Genomic DNA, 18,527 nt, shown 5'->3' with positions numbered 1-18,527 from the left:
TAAAAAACCAATCGCTGTATAGATAAAAAAGTTTTTTTAAAAACAAAGGAATCGTGAGAAAACATGAGTATATGTCCAAACTTAGGGGGTTGACCCGATATGGACCAACTTTTTAAATATATAGACCAACTTTTTAAATATATGGACCAAGTTGGAAAATTTATCGGACATGTTAGGAATATATCGGACAAGTGTGGGAACATATGCTCACTTTTGCGGTTATATGCTCAATTCCGTACTTAATGCTCGCCGTCACTGTATTATGATAATATTTATTCAAAGCATTTTGTTTATGGAGCTAGCCATCGCATCAGAAACTTCTGTTGATGAAATATTTGATGAGATTACTAGGTTATTAGATATTCATGATCAACCAACTATTCAATCCCTTTAAGATAAGCGGAGTTTTCCATAATGTTCTCCGCAAAAGAAATGTAATAAAATACCTACCCATTCCATTTATAGGCAATTGTTCCATTTTTATGGTTATACATCACGCTCTTCTTTTTGTTTTCATAACATAAAATTGTATTTAATTTATGATTGGGAGAGATATGTATGGCATATTACTATTATTCTGTTCGCCCAAATGTTTATTCTATGTTCCAAGGATATCCTTACACGACCGGTATGTATCCTACATTTGGTTTTCAACCTGGCGGCTATTTTCCACCCGGCAGTTATTCCCCATCCGGTTTGTATACTTCTACACACTGGGGAACGGATAATACATGGGAGGGACCTGGACCTCATGGCCCTTTTGTAATTTCACACTGGGGTTTAGATAATACGTGGGAAGGCCCCGGCCCCCATGGACCATTCAATTATTAAAAGACCTTGTGCCTCAATTTCATTAAGAATGTTAAAGGAAGGGACCTCGTGAATACGTGGTCTCTTTGTGCTAGTGTACAAAACTAGAGTTAATGGGAACCTTTTAAAAATTAAACCCTACTAAATTTCATATTTCAAGAAAATAACATGGCTTTTTTTTGCCCTATAATCGGGTAATATTACAAAATTGTTCCCCGTATAATAATTTGTAATGTCCTACTATTAGGGGGAGATTAACCATTGGTTAATAAGGTAATTGATCAAGGTGATGTGTTATCTAATCTTATTAAATTTAAGAATAGATGGATTGAAATAGGTCTTCCTAACGGACATTTTTATAAGTTTTATTTTACAGATATAAATCCTCTTTATATTGGGGGATATCTGTCTCGAGGAGAATACAAAAATTTATATTCAGATATATACCCAAATGGATCTGTATCCCCAATAAACAGATGGGTATCACTTAGCTTTCATAAGTCCCTCGTTTTAAGTTTTTTTCTGACGCATATCAGTGAAAATTTTATTGGAGGGTACTTGCCGCGGAATATGATTCAAAGTGTTAAGCTTTCTATCATACAGGATCAATTATTTTTTGAAGAATATGATCTTCGATTTCTTCCATCGTTAGTTGGTCTGAACCCCAAAATCCCTATAGAAGAAAAGGAAAAGCGAATCCAAGTAGTGAAACGGGCGGAACGGGTGCTTTTCGAACGACTTAAAACTAGAAACCGGGCTGCAAAAGTTGGGAGAATCCCTAATTTTAATGAAATGCCTAGTTTAAATGTGGATGATATTATTTATCTTTCAAATAAACAATTAGAACTTTATTATGAGTTTTTTTTAGATGGAAAAGGTCATTTAGACTTCAAGAGGATTCAAACTTGTTTTGAACTATTTGCTAACGGACAAATCCAAGGGAATAAATATCCGGGGAATTTACAACCCAACTCAGCAGGAGATTTTTTATTCGCAGAGTTTGCTCTTCAAGCAATTGAATACAACGTTAATTCTGAAATTTGGAGTGAATTATTAAAAACCTTTGTTAAAACACAAGAAATCTTTATTAAAGTTTATCGACCAAATGGAATCATGAATCCTAAACTAAGTGATTATAAGTATTATAATTTCAAATATTATAAACAGGTCAGCGAAAAAAAGAAGGCAAGGTTAAGAAACAAATATGATTCTATGACAAAAAATGAATTAGAGCAGGAATACGGTAAAAATTTAATGAAGGCTCAATCTAATAATTCGTTGATTTGAATCCTCCCCAGTTTTTTTAGCATTTAATTCCTTCAATTGTCTGTTTGGAAAGGGTTATTGGTAGCAAATTCGCGGATATCCCATCCGGTTTTTATCACCAATAAGGGCTATTGATGACAAATTCGCGGTTATCCATAACAGTTATAAACACCAATAAGGGCTATTGGTGACAAATTTCCGGGTATCCCTTCCGGTTTCTGTCATCAATATGCAGGCCTGAAAAAAATCAAACCAAAAAAACCGCACTTTTCCACTCGTGCGGTTTTTTTGTATGTTTCATAACCCTCACCTCAACAACTTATCCCGAATACTCCTCAGCTGGGTCTTTATCGTATTCACCGATTTATGCAGCATCTCCGCCTTTGCGTTTTATTGTAACCTTTTTCGCGCATGTCATAAATTTCCCGCTCGCTCGGTGTTAGCAGCATTAATTGGACCTCGTTGCGCATAACGGAGGCAGCGTCTGAATGGATCGAAGCCTTCTCATAATAGGCATCCCGTATCGCCTTGACGATATCATGGAAATTGGATTTTGTTATATAATTAATGGCTCCGTTTTGGAACGATTTTAAAATGACTTCATGTTCGGAGAGGGAAGTAAGCATGATGACTTTTGATTTTAGTTGTTTATTTCTTGAGATTTCCCTCGTTGCCTCCAAGCCATCAAGCTGATTTTCGGTCAAATTAATATCCATCAAGATCACATCGATTTCATTTGTCTGCAAATGTTCGAGTGCTTCCAGTTTAGTTGAAGCCGTCTTGGTCACTTCAATATCTTCTTCCTTGTTCAAATCTGAAGATAGCTGTTGTTGCCAAAATGTATCATCCTCAACGAGCATTACTTTAATGATTTTTTGCATCGGTTCTCCTCCGGTCAAATAAGTCCAAACCCAGATAAAACCCCCCGGCTATGCGGGGCGCTCCACTAATTGTGTAAAGTCGAAATTTTGCTGCCCTTTGATAAGGGACTTCTTGTGTTATCCATATTCAAATCAAGCACTCGTTTCCGCGGAAAGCGCATCTCCATTAACGTGCCTTTTCCTGGTTCGCTCTCCAAGATTTTCAACGTTCCTCCATGTTTTTTCATGACGTTGTAGCAATAACTAAGCCCTAATCCATAATGAAGCGCTCCCTTTTTAGTCGTGAAGAAGGGATCGAACACCTTGGTTGCATTTTCTTTTGAAATCCCGGCTCCATTATCTTTAATCCAAATCACAACATCTCTTTTTGATTGGGTGATGATGATTTCTAAATTTCCTTTTCCGGGTTCCATCGATTCAATCGCGTTCAGACAGATGTTGCTGAAGGTTTCTTGAATATGGGCAGAATCACAAAGAATGAGGGGGTCAATCTGATAATCCTTATGTAGTGTATTTTCTTTTTCTTGTAAAATTGTGGACATTGTCGAAAGTTGGGTATCCAGCAGTATGCTGAGCTGTTGAGGCTGTTCTTTTAAAATAATTTCATCTGCTTTTTCCTTTATTCTCGTGACCATATCCAACATGTGATGGGTGACAGTCAGGATGCAGGAAACATCTTGTAACACCTCATCCTTGCAGTCCTGGTGAATCGAATCTTTGATTTTTTCAGTTAAATAATTAATCTTGTGGACTTCATTTTTTAACGAATGATTAAGAATAATCGTTCCCTCCGTAAGTGACCTCATCGAAAAGTCCAATTTTTGTTGTTCAATCCGTAGTTTAATTCCCATAAACCCATATCTTAGGCCAAAGTAAATAAAAAACAGAACAAGCCAGATGACAATTAAAAAATTTAGCTTCCATAAATTATTGCTGGACATTTCTAAGCCCGTTTTACTGATCAAAATATAATTTAGGCCGTAATAATCCGAGTTGTATACAAATGAAATGGCGATTACCACCATATTGGTTCTAAACCGATTCTTCCGGTGGAGCGGGTTTTTTTCCTTAAAATAACTACTGATGTACAAGAGGATCCCCGATAAAAAATAAACACCGGAGATGATTTTAAAAATAGTGCCTCCAAATTTAGCCTCAGGGTAGTAGGAAGGAATATAGATGACATAGATCATGATGGGGACAAGCAAGGTCCAAACGAACATCTTGTAATTTTTTTGAGAAAAATAACCGCTAAAGACGATACTGCCTATTAAAAAAAGGTAGGGGAGAAAATGATATTCGATTCCCCAAACAACAATCGTGAAAATGCGGAAAGCTTCGATCAGTGTTAGGGGTAAAAATTCTTGTTCCCGCAAAAAGGGGAGAAAACTTTGGTTCATCACCAATGAAAAGCTGGCAAAGCCTGCAATAAGAAACATCGCACTCATCCAGTAGGTATATAGGTTTTTATAATTATTGATTAGCAGGATGGTCCCTATTGTCCATAAGCTTAGAAACATTCCAATATAAAAAATAATCATGAAGGTATCTCCCTTAAATACTCGTTTTTCTGAACAATATGTATGGAAGTGATGCTCCGGTTGCTTTAATAAGTGGCCTTGAGTTACTGAAAGATGAGGGGGGTGATAATAAATCATCCTCCCGCAATTTCCATTCTCTTTTTATAATCAAGTTACAGGTTAAGGAAAAAACATCCTAACCAACTGAATAGCTGGCCGGCTTTCAAAAACACAAATACTGGAGGAAATGAAAATGTCAGAAATTAAAAAAGAAGAACTTCAAATGTTAGTCCCTACAATGAGTGATGAAGAACTTGAGCAAGTGGCAGGGGGCAGACCTTGTGGGTGGATTTGTTCCTATACATTAGACTGCGATTGGCTAACATTTGGCTGTGGCTGTTAACAGAAAATCAGTCATTAATGGTTGAAAAAAGAATATAGATAAGTTGGTTTAAAGATCCGTAGCATCTCATTCACCCCAATTTCTCCCAGGAATTGGGGTGAATTCACATTTAAGAATTTCAATGCAAAATGATTTTAACGAATTAAATATATGCTATGCGGTTATGATTATATATCTTGTTTCTGTGGAAATTACTTAAAAATCCCAATTAAATTTCTGCAAATAAAAGAGATTAGGATGACCGCGAATCATCCCTTTATTTGCTTACAAGTATTGAAGAAGAAAAGAGTGATACAGATGGTCATAAAATCTTCTGCAACGAATCTTAATAATTGGAACAATGCGTTGTATTTAACAGAACGGAAAATCGATCCTTCCGTCCCCGAAAAGGATGGAGAAAAACAAATTATCCAGTGGTGCAATCGGGCTGGTTTGGCCCCGGAATTGCTCCATTTTAGATTGAAAGAAGACGGGCTAGACTACGCTGCGTTTAAAAAAATTCTTGGTGGATCTAGCAAGCCGTTTGAGTATAGAGAAAAAGAATGGTTTAGGACTTTGGAAGAGATGTTTTCTTTAGAAAACCTTTTAACTGAGGAAGATGTGCAAAGAATTGAACACTCTCAATCGCCTTTTTACCCATTTATGGTTCCATTTATAAACTGGGCTAAAAAACAAATGCTCGATCAATGTAGTATATGGAAAAGTAAACAATCAAAATTGCCTTTTAACATCTCAGGCTTGATTCCTGTGCTCATGAAGGCTGTTCATCAGCATGTACATTTATTGTCGGGAAGAATGCTTGTTTACGAATTGAATGTGGCCCGTCTTAATGAACAGTTAAAAGGAAATTCAGCAGCGGCCCGGTTTGACTATTTCATTTGTGAAAATCTAAATAGGAAGCAAAATATGTATCAAATTTTACAAAAATATCCGACATTAACTCGCTTGCTGACGGAAGGGACTAGGAATCTTGTTGACTCCTTTCTGGAGTCGCTAAGTCGTTTCTTAGATGACTATCCGACAATCACACAAACGTTTCAAGGTGATTTTTGTGAACTATTCGATATTGATACGATGGAAGGGGATCGTCATAACAATGGTCGAAGTGTAATGATCTTTCATTTCACTTCAGGGACCCGACTTGTTTATAAGCCACGTCCTTTATCAACGGATCTTCATTTTCAGCAGTTTCTATGTTGGATAAATGATAGAGGAGCGAATCCAAAATTTAATACAATTAAAATTCTATCTCGTTCTGAATATGGATGGGAAGAATGGGTAGAACACAAGGAATGTGAAACGGATGATCAAATTAATCGCTTTTATCAACGGATGGGTGGCTATTTAGCAGTGCTTTATCTACTATATGCCACGGATTTTCATCTTGAAAATGTATTGGCTAATGGTGAGCATCCATTCTTAATTGATGTTGAGGCTTTGTTTCAAAACGTGGTCCCACTTGAAGGGAATGAAGGAAGTGCATTACAATTTGCTGCTCAAAAACTGAATCAATCCATCTTAAGAACGGGTATGCTTCCTGTTTCATTGTTTAAATCCGGAGAATTCCGCGGGTTGGAAGTAAGTGCGATTGGTGGACGTGGTGGTCAGGAACTTCCTAGAACGGTCTATCGATACGAACATATTAGAACCGATCAAATGAAGTTAGTCAAAACTAAAGCTTTTTTAAAAGGCAGTCGTAATCGCCCAACTCTAAATGGAAAAGAGGTTAGAGCGGAGGCTTACGTAGACGAGATCATTGAAGGGTTCCGGCAAGTCTATAAGCTATTCATCGATAATCGTGAGTTGCTTATGGCAAAGGAAGGACCATTATTGGCGTTTGCTGATGACCCTGTCCGTGCGTTGGTCCGGCACACGTACAATTATGCCACCTTCCTTGATGCAAGCCTGCACCCAAACTACCTGCAGGATAGTCTTCATCGAACTCAATTGTTTGATTTTCTCTGGCGGGCAGTCGAACATCAACCGTCATTAGTTAGGCTCGTTTCATCAGAAACGGCAGATATGTTAAACGGTGATATCCCGATGTTTATCAATAAGGTAAACTCAACAGATCTTTGGGATGTTCGTGGCAAAAAAATACCAGGATTCTACCGGACTTCCGCATTAGCGTTAGTACTTGAGAGATTACGAGGATTAAGTGGAGAGGATTGTGAAACCCAAATTCATTTCCTGCGCATGTCCATGACCACCATTGCTGAAAAGAAACCAATAGCTGCAAAAACGTTTTTGCAAGCTTCTCCCCAAATGCCTAAACGTTTAGCAAGTCGAAATCAATTAATTGAGGCTTCTGTTAAAATCGGGGATCGGTTGCTTAGTGAAGCCATCTGGGGGAAAGATAAAAATGACGTGTGTTGGATTGGGTTAAGTGCTGATGAATCCGAACAATTAATGTTCACACCAATGGATGATAGCCTTTATGATGGCGTGCTTGGGATGGCTCTGTATTTTACTTACTTAGCTAGGGAGAGTGGAGAACAAAGATTTAATCAAGCAGCACGAGCAGCGGTAAAAGGAGCTTATTCCTTTTGGGAGCTAGATATGTCCATGCCTTCTGTCTCAGCTTTTAAGGGGTGGGCGTCAGCTGCCTATGTTCTTAGTCATTTAGGAGTATTGTGGAAAGAACCGGAACTTATAACTGAAGCGGAAAGATTACTGAAAAAAGCAGAACAGTTTATCGAAAAGGATACGCTTTATGATCTTATGGCTGGGTCTGCAGGAGTCATTTTAGTAGCTTTAAGGATTTATAGTTTAACAGGAAATAAAGAGGCATTAACGACAGCAAAGAAAGCGGGCAACCATTTGCTTGCTAAGGCTAGGAATCTTGAAAAAGGGATTGGCTGGGCGTTTGAACAAGAAGGCTGTGTTCCGATAGGTGGGTTAGCGCACGGGGCTGCCGGTTTTTCATGGGCTCTAATCGAGCTGTCTAAAATAAGCGGTGATGAAAAATATTTAGAAGCGGCATTGCAATCATTAACTTTCGAGAGAAGCTTGTTTGATCCTGAAACGGGGAATTGGAAAGATGTTCGCCCCGACGAGTTTAGATTTTCAACTGGCACGAGTGCGATCAAATGGTGTCATGGAGCGGCTGGGATTGCGATGGGGAGAATTATGTCTTTTCGATTGTATCCGGATGATCGTATCCGCGATGAGATTACGATCGCTTTAAATACCACTTTACAACATGGTTTGGGTGGAAGCCATTGTTTGTGTCATGGAGATTTAGGCAATATCGAGGCCATGCTTCTTGCTGGTGAAGTTCTTGAACAAGAAGCTTGGAAAAGGAAAGGATTAGTCTGTGGAACTCGTGTCTTAAAGGAAGCAGAAAATAGCGGGTGGATTTGTGGCATTCCACAAGGATTGCCGACACCTGGTTTGATGACCGGATTAGCCGGGATCGGATATGGCTTGTTAAGACTCGCCAATCCTGAAGCGATTCCTTCCATTTTAACGTTGGCAGGGCCTCAACCGGAAGAAAAAGGGGAGAATCGCCATGGATGAAACAACGCGTATGGCTAAGACCCCTGTTCGTTTTTCCAACCGCTTAAGAGTTCCGTTTGTTGAACAGATGGAACAATCGGAGTGTGGCTTATGCTGCTTAGCAATGGTCTTTTCTTACTATAAAAGTGAGGTTCCGTTGGCAGAGCTTCGCGACCGGGGCGGCGGCGGCCGTGATGGCACGAACCTGAGAACACTGCGCGATATTGCCAGATCACTAGGAATGGTGAGCAATGGATATAAAGCAGACACTGAACAATTGCGACACATACAATTGCCAGCCATCTTACATTGGAAAGGCGATCACTTTATTGTCCTTGAAAAAATAAAGAAAACTACCATCCATATCGTCGACCCAGCAATCGGCCGCCTCACCCTTCCCACCGAAGAGTTTGAAAATGGGTACTCGGGGACGGTTCTCTTGATTCAACCTGGACCTTCTTTTGAAAAATGGACAAAAAAATCGGTCTGGATTCAATATCTACAGTTGCTCAAAAATGAATCTTGGCTAGTTTCTTCGATGCTGGTTTGGACATTGTGGATTCAATTACTCGCTTTGATCACCCCGATGGCGACCAGATACTTACTTGATTATGTGATTTTACCAGAGGATTCAGCTTATATGAGCCAGATTTTAGTAGGAATCATTTGTTTAGTAGTAGTCTACTTAATTATTTCTTTTATTCGAGGCAGAATTCTAGTTCAGTTGCAAAACAAATTAGATTTACTTTTAATGAGTCGTTTTTTTGACCGATTGCTGCGATTGCCCTATCAGTTTTTCCAGTTAAGAACAAGCGGGGACTTAATCCTGCGAGCAAACAGCAACATGATGATTCGCGAAATCCTTTCGTCCAGAACAGTGAGCATTGTTTTGGATGGCGGATTAGTCCTCATGTTTTCATTGTATATGTTGAAATATTCCCCGGTCATGACGGGGTATATGATGCTGATTAGCGTGTTGCAGGTTTCAACGCTATTAATCAGCAATCCTCATATCAAGCGATTGACTCAAGAGGAAATTCTCCGTCAAACAGCAGCTGCCAGTTATTTAACTGAGGCGATTCAAGGGATTTTATCGGTGAAATCGGAAGGGGCTGAAAAGCTTGCTTACCAACAATGGTCGAAGCTGTTTCAGGAGCAAATGAAAGCAGCGGAGAAACGCGGCTTCATGGCGAGCTATGTTGAAACGATTAACTCTGTGCTTAAATACGGAGCACCTTTTCTGCTGTTGTGGATGGGGACCTGGCAAGTACTGGCTCAAAAGATGACGGTGGGAACGATGTTTGGATTTTATTCCCTCGCGATTGGATTCTTAGTCCCTTTATATTCTTTAGTCACGACAGGAACACAGATGACAGTAATGGGCAGATACTTTAATCGAATTATGGATATTCTCGGTGCTCCAGTTGAACAGGAAAAAGGAAGCGCAGGAAATGAACACCAGCTTAAAGGTGAAATAAGGCTGGAAAATGTCAGCTTTCAATACAATCAATATAGTCCTAAAGTGCTCCGGAACGTATCGCTTCATATCCAGCAGGGTCAAAAGGTAGCGATTGTTGGAGCTTCTGGATCTGGAAAAAGTACATTAGCCTGTCTATTGTTGGGTCTATATGAGCCAACGGAGGGGACGATTTGGTTTGATAATGTGGATTTAAAAGATGTGGATAAAGCTCTGTTAAGAAAACAGATGGGTGTCGTCATGCAGCATACAACGGTTTTCAACCGTTCCATTTATGAAAATATATCTCTTCACAATCCCCAGTTACCTTCAGAACTCATCTTAGAGGCAGCTAAGTTAGCAGAAATACACGAAGATATCATGCGCATGCCGATGCAGTATGGAACGATGTTGTCAGAAACAGGGAGTAATATTTCTGGCGGTCAAAAGCAACGAATTGCCTTGGCCCGTGCCTTGACCCATAGACCGGCCATTTTGTTATTGGATGAAGCAACCAGCGCGCTCGATGTTACCACGGAACAACGGATTCAGGATAATTTAGTCCATCTCTGCTGTACTCGAATCATCATTGCCCACCGCTTAAGTACCATTTTAGATGCTGACAACATTATCGTTTTACACAATGGAGAGATTGCAGAAATAGGAACTCATTTTGAGTTGTTAAATAACAATGGGCACTATGCACAGTTTTATCGTAAACGGATGGAGGAGCAGCAAAATGAAGGGGTATCCTTATGAACAGAAATAAAAGATGGCTTTTGATCCTAATCATGGCGATTATCCCGATTGTCGGGATTTGGGCTTTGAACAATCCAGGTTTAGTGGCAAAAGTTTTTTTAAATTTAGGCGGATTGAAAGAAGGGCAAGTGTTTCCAATTGTCCATGGAGAAGAAGTGAATGGAGATTCTTTTAACCTGGAATCAGGGAAAGGGAAGCCCTATGTCGTGATGGTTGCTCGGATTGACTGTGAAGTTTGTAAAAGTTCTTATCCTACCCTGGAAAAATACAACGATCGTTTAAAAGACATGAATTTTGTGATGATCGGTAAGGGAGGAAAGGAAGAGTATTTGCAGGTAAAAACAGAACATAATTTTTCTTTTCCAATCGTGTACGCTGATGAACAGATCCAAACGGATTTAAAAATAAAGGTCTTTCCCACTTTTTATTTTATCGACGAGGAAGGAAAAATTTTCGAACGGTTAGATGGATTTGATGAAGATAAATTTCTAAAAATGTTGGATGAGTGGATAAAATGATAAACAACGCCTTAATGAGGGGAATGGCCATCGTTGTCGCCGGAATTGGCTGGGCAGTCTCGGGCTATCTTTATTTTGCCAGCCAGATAGGGGAATTTGTCTGCCCAATCGGGAATTGTGAAACAGTCAATCGTAGTGAATATGCCAAAATTGGTTCCGTACCTGTTTCCATTTTGGGTATCGTCTTCTATTTACTGGTTCTGTGTTTATTGTTGAAGATTCCAATTTTCTCTGAAAAAATGAATCGGTTTCTGCTCGGAATTCTTCTTGGCACAGGATTCATTTTTTCTGTCTATTTGACCTATGCCGAAATTTTTTGGATCCAGGCTATTTGCATTTGGTGCATCGTGTCGTTTGGCTGTGTCGTGGTGTTGGGTGTAGTATATTGGTTGGATGGGAAAAGGCGGTAAACATTAGATTATCAAAAAATGAAAATTTTAGTAGTGTAGACACGCTTTCTCGGACTGATAGAAAGGTTCTCTCCTTAAAATCGGCAATATATAAAGAAATTCCAATAAATAGACACATAAAATATAAAGGGTTTTAGAAAGGAAAAAAGAAGTACTAATAGTCATGATTAATTAGGCTTTTTTCAAAAATCAATTAAGAATCATCAAAGAGAAGCAGAAGACTTAATGCTATTGAGTGACTTCTGCTTTTTACTATTTTTGTAAGTGTTTTATTAATTTGTATTTCTATATAAAGTGAATTAGGACAAACTAGCTGTTATTTTGTAAAGGATTAGGAGTTGTAATAACATCGATTGGTAAAATATTCTATTTATGGTAGAATATGGATAAAACCAATTTTTCGTATCATTGCCGCATCCTACAAGGATGCGTAGATTGAAATATGGGCTATCGGTACTTCAATAGTTTATACAAATATCATGTCAAGCTGAGGAGTGACAAAAATGAAATCTGTTCTAACATTAAAAAATGTTAAGAAAACAATCAAGGGGAAAGAGATTATCAAAGGCATTAGTTTTTCAGTAAGCGAAGGGGAAGTGTTTGGCTTTCTTGGCCCAAATGGAGCTGGTAAAACGACGACCATTCGAATGATTGTGGGGTTAACAAGGATCAGCGAGGGAGAAATAATTGTTTGTGGGAAAAGTGTAAAAAGGGATTTTGAAGGATCAATCCGAAACATTGGTGCGATAGTTGAAAATCCAGAAATGTATAAATTTTTAACAGGTTTTCAAAATTTACAACAGTACGCACGAATGCATGGAGGAATAAAGAAAGAAAAGATCAATGAAGTAGTCGAGTTGGTCGGACTTGAAGACCGAATTCATGATAAGGTAAAAACCTATTCATTAGGGATGAGGCAACGTTTGGGATTGGCGCAATGCTTGCTGCATGACCCAAAACTATTAATCTTAGATGAACCGACAAATGGTCTCGATCCTGCTGGTATTAAAGAAATAAGAGATCATTTAAGAAGGTTGGCTAGGGAAAAAAGAATGAGTGTGGTTGTATCCAGTCATTTATTATCTGAAATGGAATTGATGTGTGATCGAATCGCCATTATTCAAAATGGAGAGTTGATTGATGTTCAAACGGTTAATGATTTTGTCAATCCCGACCGAGCTGCTTTTGAGTTTGAAACAGGTCCACTAGGGGATGCAGCAAATTGGCTCCGCTCTGAATGGCAAGCTACCATTACAGATATCGGGTTTTCTGTTAATGCAATTAGAGAAGATATACCTGGCATACTAAGAAGATTAATAGAATGGAATATTGATGTTTACGGAGTCGGAACGGTTTCAAAAACACTGGAAGATCGTTTCTTAGAAGTAACAACAAAATAGGGGGAAGTATGATGGGGAATTTAATTATAAATGAATGGACAAAGTTATTTAGAAGAGCAGGGACACTTGTCATGTTTGGATTAGTTATCCTTCTCGTGATTGGAATTTCAGGTTTTTCCAAATATGATACCATAAAGCATCCTCCACAAGAAAACAAACAGTGGAAGCAGGAATTAGAGCAACAGCTAAAAGACGACCGTGCCGGCCTAAAGGAAATTGGTAAAAATAACGCTAATATGAAAACCTATTTTGAACGAGAAATTGCCCTAAAAGAATACCGAATCAAACATGATATGGCTCCAGAAACAGAAGAGAATGTTTGGTCTTTTGTTAGAAAAGCAGAGGAAGTTATTAGCTTTATCGGAATATTTATGATCATTGTGGCTGCGGGAATGGTGTCTTCCGAGTTTTCATGGGGAACGATTAAGTTGCTCCTGATCAGACCTATTAGTCGCTCAAGGATTCTATTATCGAAATATTTAACGGTATTATTATTCGGAATTACATTATTAGCTACTTTATTTATTTTATCAACCATTTCAGGGTTCTTATTATTTGGATTACCAGAAAAAGAAGTTCCTTTTCTTGCTTTTACCAATGGGGAGGTAGTAGAAAGAAGCATTGTAATACAACTTGTAGTTGAATATTTGTTAAGCTCAATTGACATTTTAATGATAGCAACGATGGCATTTATGATCTCTGCTGTATTCCGAAACAGTAATCTTGCGATCGGGCTTTCCTTATTCCTCTTATTTATGGGAGGTTCAGTAACAATGTTACTAGCTGGAAAATTTGAATGGACTAAATATATTCTTTTTGCTAATACTGATTTGACCGTTTATTTTGATGGGGTCCCACCAATCGAAGGTATGACGTTAACGTTCTCGATTGCGATGCTATTGCTGTATTTTGCATTATTCCAAATCTTATCATTTATGGTATTTACCAAAAGAGATGTGGCGGCATAGATTAAAGGATATAGTGGGCATCCGGATCGTAGATTTATAAGGAGTAATAAAAGTCGGTTCGTTGAAGGGGATGTTTAAGGTTACAGGCTTCCCTACATATAGCAAAAACTCACCAATTTTGTGGTGAGTTTTTGCTTCTTTTATTGACCAATTGAATGGTCAGACTGTGTTTCATATTAATTTTTGAAAAGAACCTCAAAATCCAAGCACTCAAAATAATCTGCGAAAGTTTTATCATTATCTAGCTAATTTAAAAATCTCAACTAAATCTTCCTCATAAAGCTTAACAAAGTTTCCTAAAGGACCTCGTTCCGTACCTTTTTTCGCCATTTCCTCAAAGTACTCATCATCAATGTTGACTTCCTCTAGTCTCACAGGCATTCCGATCGAACTGAAGAATTGCTCTGTTTTCTTAATCCCGCCTAGTACTGTTTTTTCTAAATTGTTCAAATCAATTTCGACATCCCAGACCCGATTTGCAAATTGAACAAAGCGATTGACATCATGTTTGTAAACGTACTTCATCCATGCTGGAAATACAATCGCCAGACCTGCTCCATGGGCAAGGTCATAAATGCCACTGATCTCATGTTCAATATCGTGGCTTCCCCAATCCCCGATTCGTCCCGTTCCTAATAAATCATTATGGGCAAGTGTTCCAGACCACATAATCTCGGCACGCGCCTCATAGTTCGTAGGGTCTGCCAATACTGTAGGTGCATTATTGATGATCGTTTTTAAGGTCGCTTCACATAAACGATCGGTTAACTCAACATTTTTTTCATTCGTAAAATATCTTTCTAAAATATGGGCCATCATATCGGTAATCCCGCAAGCTGTTTGGTAGGGAGGTAATGTGTAGGTAAGCACAGGGTTCATGATCGCAAACTTTGGCCGCATAATCGTATGTCCACACGATCTCTTATACCACCCATCCTCATTAGTGATCACCGTTCCGTTACTAGACTCACTGCCTGCTGCTGGGATAGTTAACACAACACCGATTGGTAAACAGTCAGTTATCTCAGCTTTTCCATCAAAGAAATCCCATACATCCCCGTCATATTTGGCACCGGCAGCAATCGCCTTTGCGGAGTCAATAACACTTCCTCCTCCGACGGCCAAAATAAAGTCAATATCATTTTCCTTACAAAGAGCAACACCTTCCCGAACAAGACTGACTCTAGGGTTCGGCTGTACTCCACCCAGTTCGAAAATTTCGATCCCATGCTCATGCAAGGAATGAACAACCTTTGTATATAGCCCACTAGCTTTAATGCTTCCACCGCCGTAGTGCAACAGAAGCTTTTTACCGTAAACAACCGATTCCTGCCCCACTAATTCCTCTTTGTTTTTACCAAATATTAACTTTGTACTATTGTGAAAAACGAAATCCTGCACACTATTTCCCTCCTAATGATGGGTATGTAAACAATATATTAATATATTACTTTATTAAAATGGATAAACGCAAACGCTTGCATTTACAAGGTTGATAAATGATTGAATTGCTTAAAATTCAGTTTTTAATAATTTAGATTTAAAAAATGTATACAAAAACATTAAAAATGTATACAATTTTATCAATGGTAATCTAATAATCTTTATTTTAAAAAAAAGAAATTTGTAAGCGTATCCATTCATTTGATTTATGAGCAGTAAAAGAGTGTTGATTAATTTAATTAAGGCGGGGTAGTAATATGTTAGCAAATACAAAAGATGTACTATTACATGCACAGAAGGGCAAATATGCGGTTGGAGCTTTCAATGTTTATAATTTAGAAACCGCTCAAGCTGCCATTCGCGTTGCTGAAAGGGAGTATCAACCAGTTATACTAGCTTTAGGGGAACGCTACTTCCCAACAGTCGATGTAGAAGGATTTTCGGCCATGGTTCGGGCACTGGCTGCTAAAGCTTCTATTTCAGTTTCTCTTCATCTAGACCATGCCTACAAAAAGGAATCGATTATTCGAGCGATTCGAAGCGGCTTTACTTCAGTAATGTATGATGGGTCATTATTTGATATTGAACAAAATATCCGCTATACGAAAGAGATTGTAGAAATTGCCCATATGGCAGGTGTGTCTGTCGAAGCGGAAATAGGATCTTTAGCAAGAGGGGCTTTCTCGGATGAGGAAGAAGGGGATGGAACACTGACAGACCCAGAATCCGCTCGTCAATTTGTAACCGAAACGGGTGTGGATTTCTTGGCCGCAGCAATTGGAACAGTTCATGGCATGTATCAGGGAGAGCCAAATATTGACCTATCATTATTAAAGCGAATTCGCCAAGCAGTTGAAGTGCCACTAGTCCTTCACGGCGGTTCTGGAACACCTGACGACATAATTAAACAAGCGATTCAGGCTGGTATATGCAAAATCAATGTTAATACAGAGGTATCAATGGCTGCTGTTTCATTTATCCAAAACTATCTTGAAGCCTATAAGCCCGTTCATCTTTCCACGATTATGGCGGACATGCAGGAGTCGATGGAACCGGTAATGACTAAATTCGTAAGGCTGTTTTCTAATAAGGATGCAAATATTGTTTAAATAATTAATCCGAATTCCCAATAAAGGCACAGGTCATAAAAGGGGAGTTATATGAAACTATTAGATGAAATTTTATCCTATAACGAGCAATTTGTTGAAAATAAACATTATGAACATTATGAAACGGGTAAGTTTCCACATAAGCGCCTCGTGATTCTTTCTTGTATGGATACGCGTTTAGTGGAGCTATTGCCCAGGTCGATGAATGTCCGCAATGGTGATATTAAAATCATTAAAACAGCGGGTGCACTTGTGTCCCATCAATTTGGCAGCATAATGAGAAGTATTCTAATTGCTGTTTATGAACTTGGGGCAGCTGAGGTGTGTGTGGTAGGACATTACGATTGCGGGATGTCCAGCTTAAAAGCAGAAGATACCTTAAAGAAAATGCGAGAACGTGGGATTAGCCAGGAGAAATTAGAAATACTGAAGTATTCAGGGATCGATTTTGAGCAGTTTCTACAAGGCTTTGATTGTGTTGAAGATAGTGTGAAACATAGCGTTGAAACGATTCGGAACCACCCGTTATTACCAAAGGATGTGTCCGTTCATGGATTAGTAATCGATCCCAAAACGGGAAAATTAAATATGATGGTGAACGGGTATCAGGTCTAGTTTTTTAAAATAAGTCAAACTCCTTTGCAATGTTGGAATACGAAGCCAACTTTGTTTTAAGGGGTTTTTTTATTGCTTTGATAGATTTCGTTGTTGGTTATCAAGGACAAAACGAGGCGAATGGGCGGGTGAAATGTCCTTAAGAGTGGTTATCAAGGACAAAACGAGGCGAATGCGTGGATGAAATGTCCTTAAGAGGGGGTATTAAGGACAAAACGAGGCGAATGCGCGGAGGAAATGTCCTAGAGGAGGGTTATCAAGGACAAAACTCGGCGTCATCGCGGGTGAAATGTCCTTAAGAGTGGTTATCAAGGACAAAACGAGGCGGATGCGCGGAGGAAATGTCCTAGAGGAGGGTTATCAAGGACAAAACACAGCGAATGCGCGCATGAAATGTCCTAGAGAAGGGTTATCAAGGACAAAACTCGGCGTCATCGCGGGTAAAATGTCCTAGAGAAGGGTTATCAAGGACAAAACGAGGCGTCATCGCGTGTGAAATGTCCTAGAGCAGGGCTATCAAGGACAAAACGAGGCGTCATCGCGTGTGAAATGTCCTAGAGGAGGGTTATCAAGGACAAAATGAGGCGAATGCGCGGCTGAAATGTCCTTAAGAGGGGTTGTCAAGGACAAAACGAGGCGAATGCGCGGCTGAAATGTCCTTAAGAGGGGTTGTCAAGGACAAAACCAGGCGATAGACTGGCTGAAATGTCCTTAAGAGTGGTTATCAAGGACAAAACGAGACGAAAGTGCGGGTGAAATGTCCTTAAGAGTGGTTATCAAGGACAAAACGAGACGAAAGTGCGGGTGAAATGTCCTTAAGAGTGGTCATCAAGGACAAAACCAGGCGAATGCGCGGCTGAAATGTCCTTGATGAGGGTGATCAAGGACAAAATCCCAAACTAAACTCGTGCTAAAGTCCTTCGTCACTCTAATCTAATTTTAACAACCTTAATTTCACCTTCTGAAAAAACATCATAATTATGGTGTTTAGATAAACAAGTGTGTATAATAGCTTTTGGATATCTCAAAATAAGGAAGGAAAAGAATAATATGGAATGGAATCAAGATGCTAAAGATTTATTGGAGGAGCTTTTAAAACCAATCCCGGTTTTTGTTCGCCCAATGGCTAAAAAGAAAATTGAGACGTTTATTTTAGATGGTGTTGAAGGGGCAGTAACGAAGGATGATGTTGTTAAAGGGTATATTGTAGCATCACCAGGAGATATGCAGGAGCGAGCAGTTAAGCTTTTAAAGGCAAAGGGAATTGATTTATCTCCTTTTGAGGCTCTATTAGAACAAGTAAAATAATCTAAAGTGACGAAGGTCAACCACAAATAGGTTGGCCTTTTCAAAAAAAGAACTTTCTCAATTTAAAGTGTACCCTTTGTAAAGGACATTTTAAAAAAGGCCTAGGCTACCTGTAAAAGATGATTCCTGTACTGTACAGGAGTCATCTTTTTTAGGTTCCATT

At 39.0% G+C, this 18,527-nt stretch carries 15 protein-coding genes; 12 read left to right on the top strand and 3 right to left on the bottom strand.

Going from position 1 to position 18,527, the window contains the following annotated elements:
* Window positions 1-558: 558 nt before the first annotated feature.
* Both ACI48O_RS22435 and ACI48O_RS22430 read left to right on the top strand, forming a co-directional pair.
* Window positions 559-831 carry a hypothetical protein gene (locus ACI48O_RS22435; RefSeq protein ID WP_435564040.1) on the top strand — a complete coding sequence of 91 codons (273 nt, stop codon included), beginning with the start codon at window positions 559-561 and terminating at the stop codon, window positions 829-831.
* Between the two features lie 240 nt (window positions 832-1,071).
* Window positions 1,072-2,097: a hypothetical protein gene (locus ACI48O_RS22430; RefSeq protein ID WP_435564039.1), complete on the top strand. Its 1,026-nt coding sequence runs from the start codon at window positions 1,072-1,074 to the stop codon at window positions 2,095-2,097.
* A 335-nt stretch (window positions 2,098-2,432) separates the two neighbouring features.
* Here ACI48O_RS22430 and ACI48O_RS22425 read toward each other — a convergent pair whose 3' ends face one another.
* A complete protein-coding gene (locus ACI48O_RS22425; RefSeq protein WP_435564038.1) occupies window positions 2,433-2,957 on the bottom strand; it encodes a response regulator in 525 nt (174 codons plus the stop codon).
* Window positions 2,958-3,022: 65 nt separating this feature from the next.
* Window positions 3,023-4,498, bottom strand: a complete 1,476-nt coding sequence (locus tag ACI48O_RS22420) for a sensor histidine kinase (RefSeq protein ID WP_435564037.1) — start codon at window positions 4,496-4,498, stop codon at window positions 3,023-3,025.
* Between the two features lie 232 nt (window positions 4,499-4,730).
* Between ACI48O_RS22420 and ACI48O_RS22415 the strand changes: the two genes are divergently transcribed.
* The 7 genes from ACI48O_RS22415 to ACI48O_RS22385 all read left to right on the top strand — a co-directional run bounded on the left by ACI48O_RS22415 (window position 4,731) and on the right by ACI48O_RS22385 (window position 13,889).
* Window positions 4,731-4,880, top strand: a complete 150-nt coding sequence (locus ACI48O_RS22415) for a type A2 lanthipeptide (protein ID WP_435564036.1) — start codon at window positions 4,731-4,733, stop codon at window positions 4,878-4,880.
* Between the two features lie 297 nt (window positions 4,881-5,177).
* Complete coding sequence (locus tag ACI48O_RS22410) at window positions 5,178-8,399, top strand: type 2 lanthipeptide synthetase LanM family protein (protein ID WP_435564035.1); 3,222 nt, start codon at window positions 5,178-5,180, stop codon at window positions 8,397-8,399.
* Window positions 8,392-10,593 (top strand): peptidase domain-containing ABC transporter, encoded by a 2,202-nt coding sequence (locus ACI48O_RS22405; protein WP_435564034.1) that lies wholly within the window; start codon window positions 8,392-8,394, stop codon window positions 10,591-10,593. The genes ACI48O_RS22410 and ACI48O_RS22405 overlap by 8 nt, the downstream gene beginning before the upstream one ends.
* Window positions 10,590-11,111, top strand: coding sequence for a TlpA family protein disulfide reductase (locus ACI48O_RS22400; RefSeq protein WP_435564033.1), 522 nt, complete (start codon window positions 10,590-10,592; stop codon window positions 11,109-11,111). The genes ACI48O_RS22405 and ACI48O_RS22400 overlap by 4 nt, the downstream gene beginning before the upstream one ends.
* Window positions 11,108-11,521, top strand: coding sequence for a vitamin K epoxide reductase family protein (locus ACI48O_RS22395; RefSeq protein ID WP_435564032.1), 414 nt, complete (start codon window positions 11,108-11,110; stop codon window positions 11,519-11,521). Before ACI48O_RS22400 ends, ACI48O_RS22395 begins: the two co-directional genes overlap by 4 nt.
* 503 nt (window positions 11,522-12,024) lie before the next feature.
* A complete protein-coding gene (locus ACI48O_RS22390) occupies window positions 12,025-12,921 on the top strand; it encodes an ABC transporter ATP-binding protein (protein ID WP_435564031.1) in 897 nt (298 codons plus the stop codon).
* A gap of 11 nt (window positions 12,922-12,932) precedes the next feature.
* Complete coding sequence (locus ACI48O_RS22385) at window positions 12,933-13,889, top strand: ABC transporter permease (protein WP_435564030.1); 957 nt, start codon at window positions 12,933-12,935, stop codon at window positions 13,887-13,889.
* A 237-nt stretch (window positions 13,890-14,126) separates the two neighbouring features.
* Here ACI48O_RS22385 and ACI48O_RS22380 read toward each other — a convergent pair whose 3' ends face one another.
* Window positions 14,127-15,290, bottom strand: coding sequence for an iron-containing alcohol dehydrogenase (locus tag ACI48O_RS22380; RefSeq protein WP_435564029.1), 1,164 nt, complete (start codon window positions 15,288-15,290; stop codon window positions 14,127-14,129).
* A gap of 299 nt (window positions 15,291-15,589) precedes the next feature.
* Here ACI48O_RS22380 and ACI48O_RS22375 point away from each other — a divergent pair, with 299 nt between their 5' ends.
* From ACI48O_RS22375 to ACI48O_RS22365, 3 genes are all read left to right on the top strand, one after another.
* On the top strand, window positions 15,590-16,441 hold the full coding sequence (locus ACI48O_RS22375; protein ID WP_435564028.1) for a class II fructose-bisphosphate aldolase: 852 nt from the start codon (window positions 15,590-15,592) through the stop codon (window positions 16,439-16,441).
* Window positions 16,442-16,492: 51 nt separating this feature from the next.
* Window positions 16,493-17,056, top strand: a complete 564-nt coding sequence (locus ACI48O_RS22370; protein ID WP_435564027.1) for a beta-class carbonic anhydrase — start codon at window positions 16,493-16,495, stop codon at window positions 17,054-17,056.
* 1,050 nt (window positions 17,057-18,106) lie between these two features.
* The gene (locus ACI48O_RS22365; RefSeq protein WP_435564026.1) at window positions 18,107-18,364 is read left to right on the top strand and encodes a DUF2621 family protein; all 258 of its coding nucleotides are present in this window, start codon (window positions 18,107-18,109) and stop codon (window positions 18,362-18,364) included.
* Window positions 18,365-18,527: the final 163 nt, after the last annotated feature.

Origin of the sequence: Neobacillus terrisolis, from assembly GCF_051233475.1 — a bacterium.
Taxonomy (GTDB): domain Bacteria; phylum Bacillota; class Bacilli; order Bacillales; family Cytobacillaceae; genus Bacillus_BU.
Note: the sequence above shows the minus strand (reverse complement) of the source record. Positions and strands in the feature narration are given on the sequence as shown.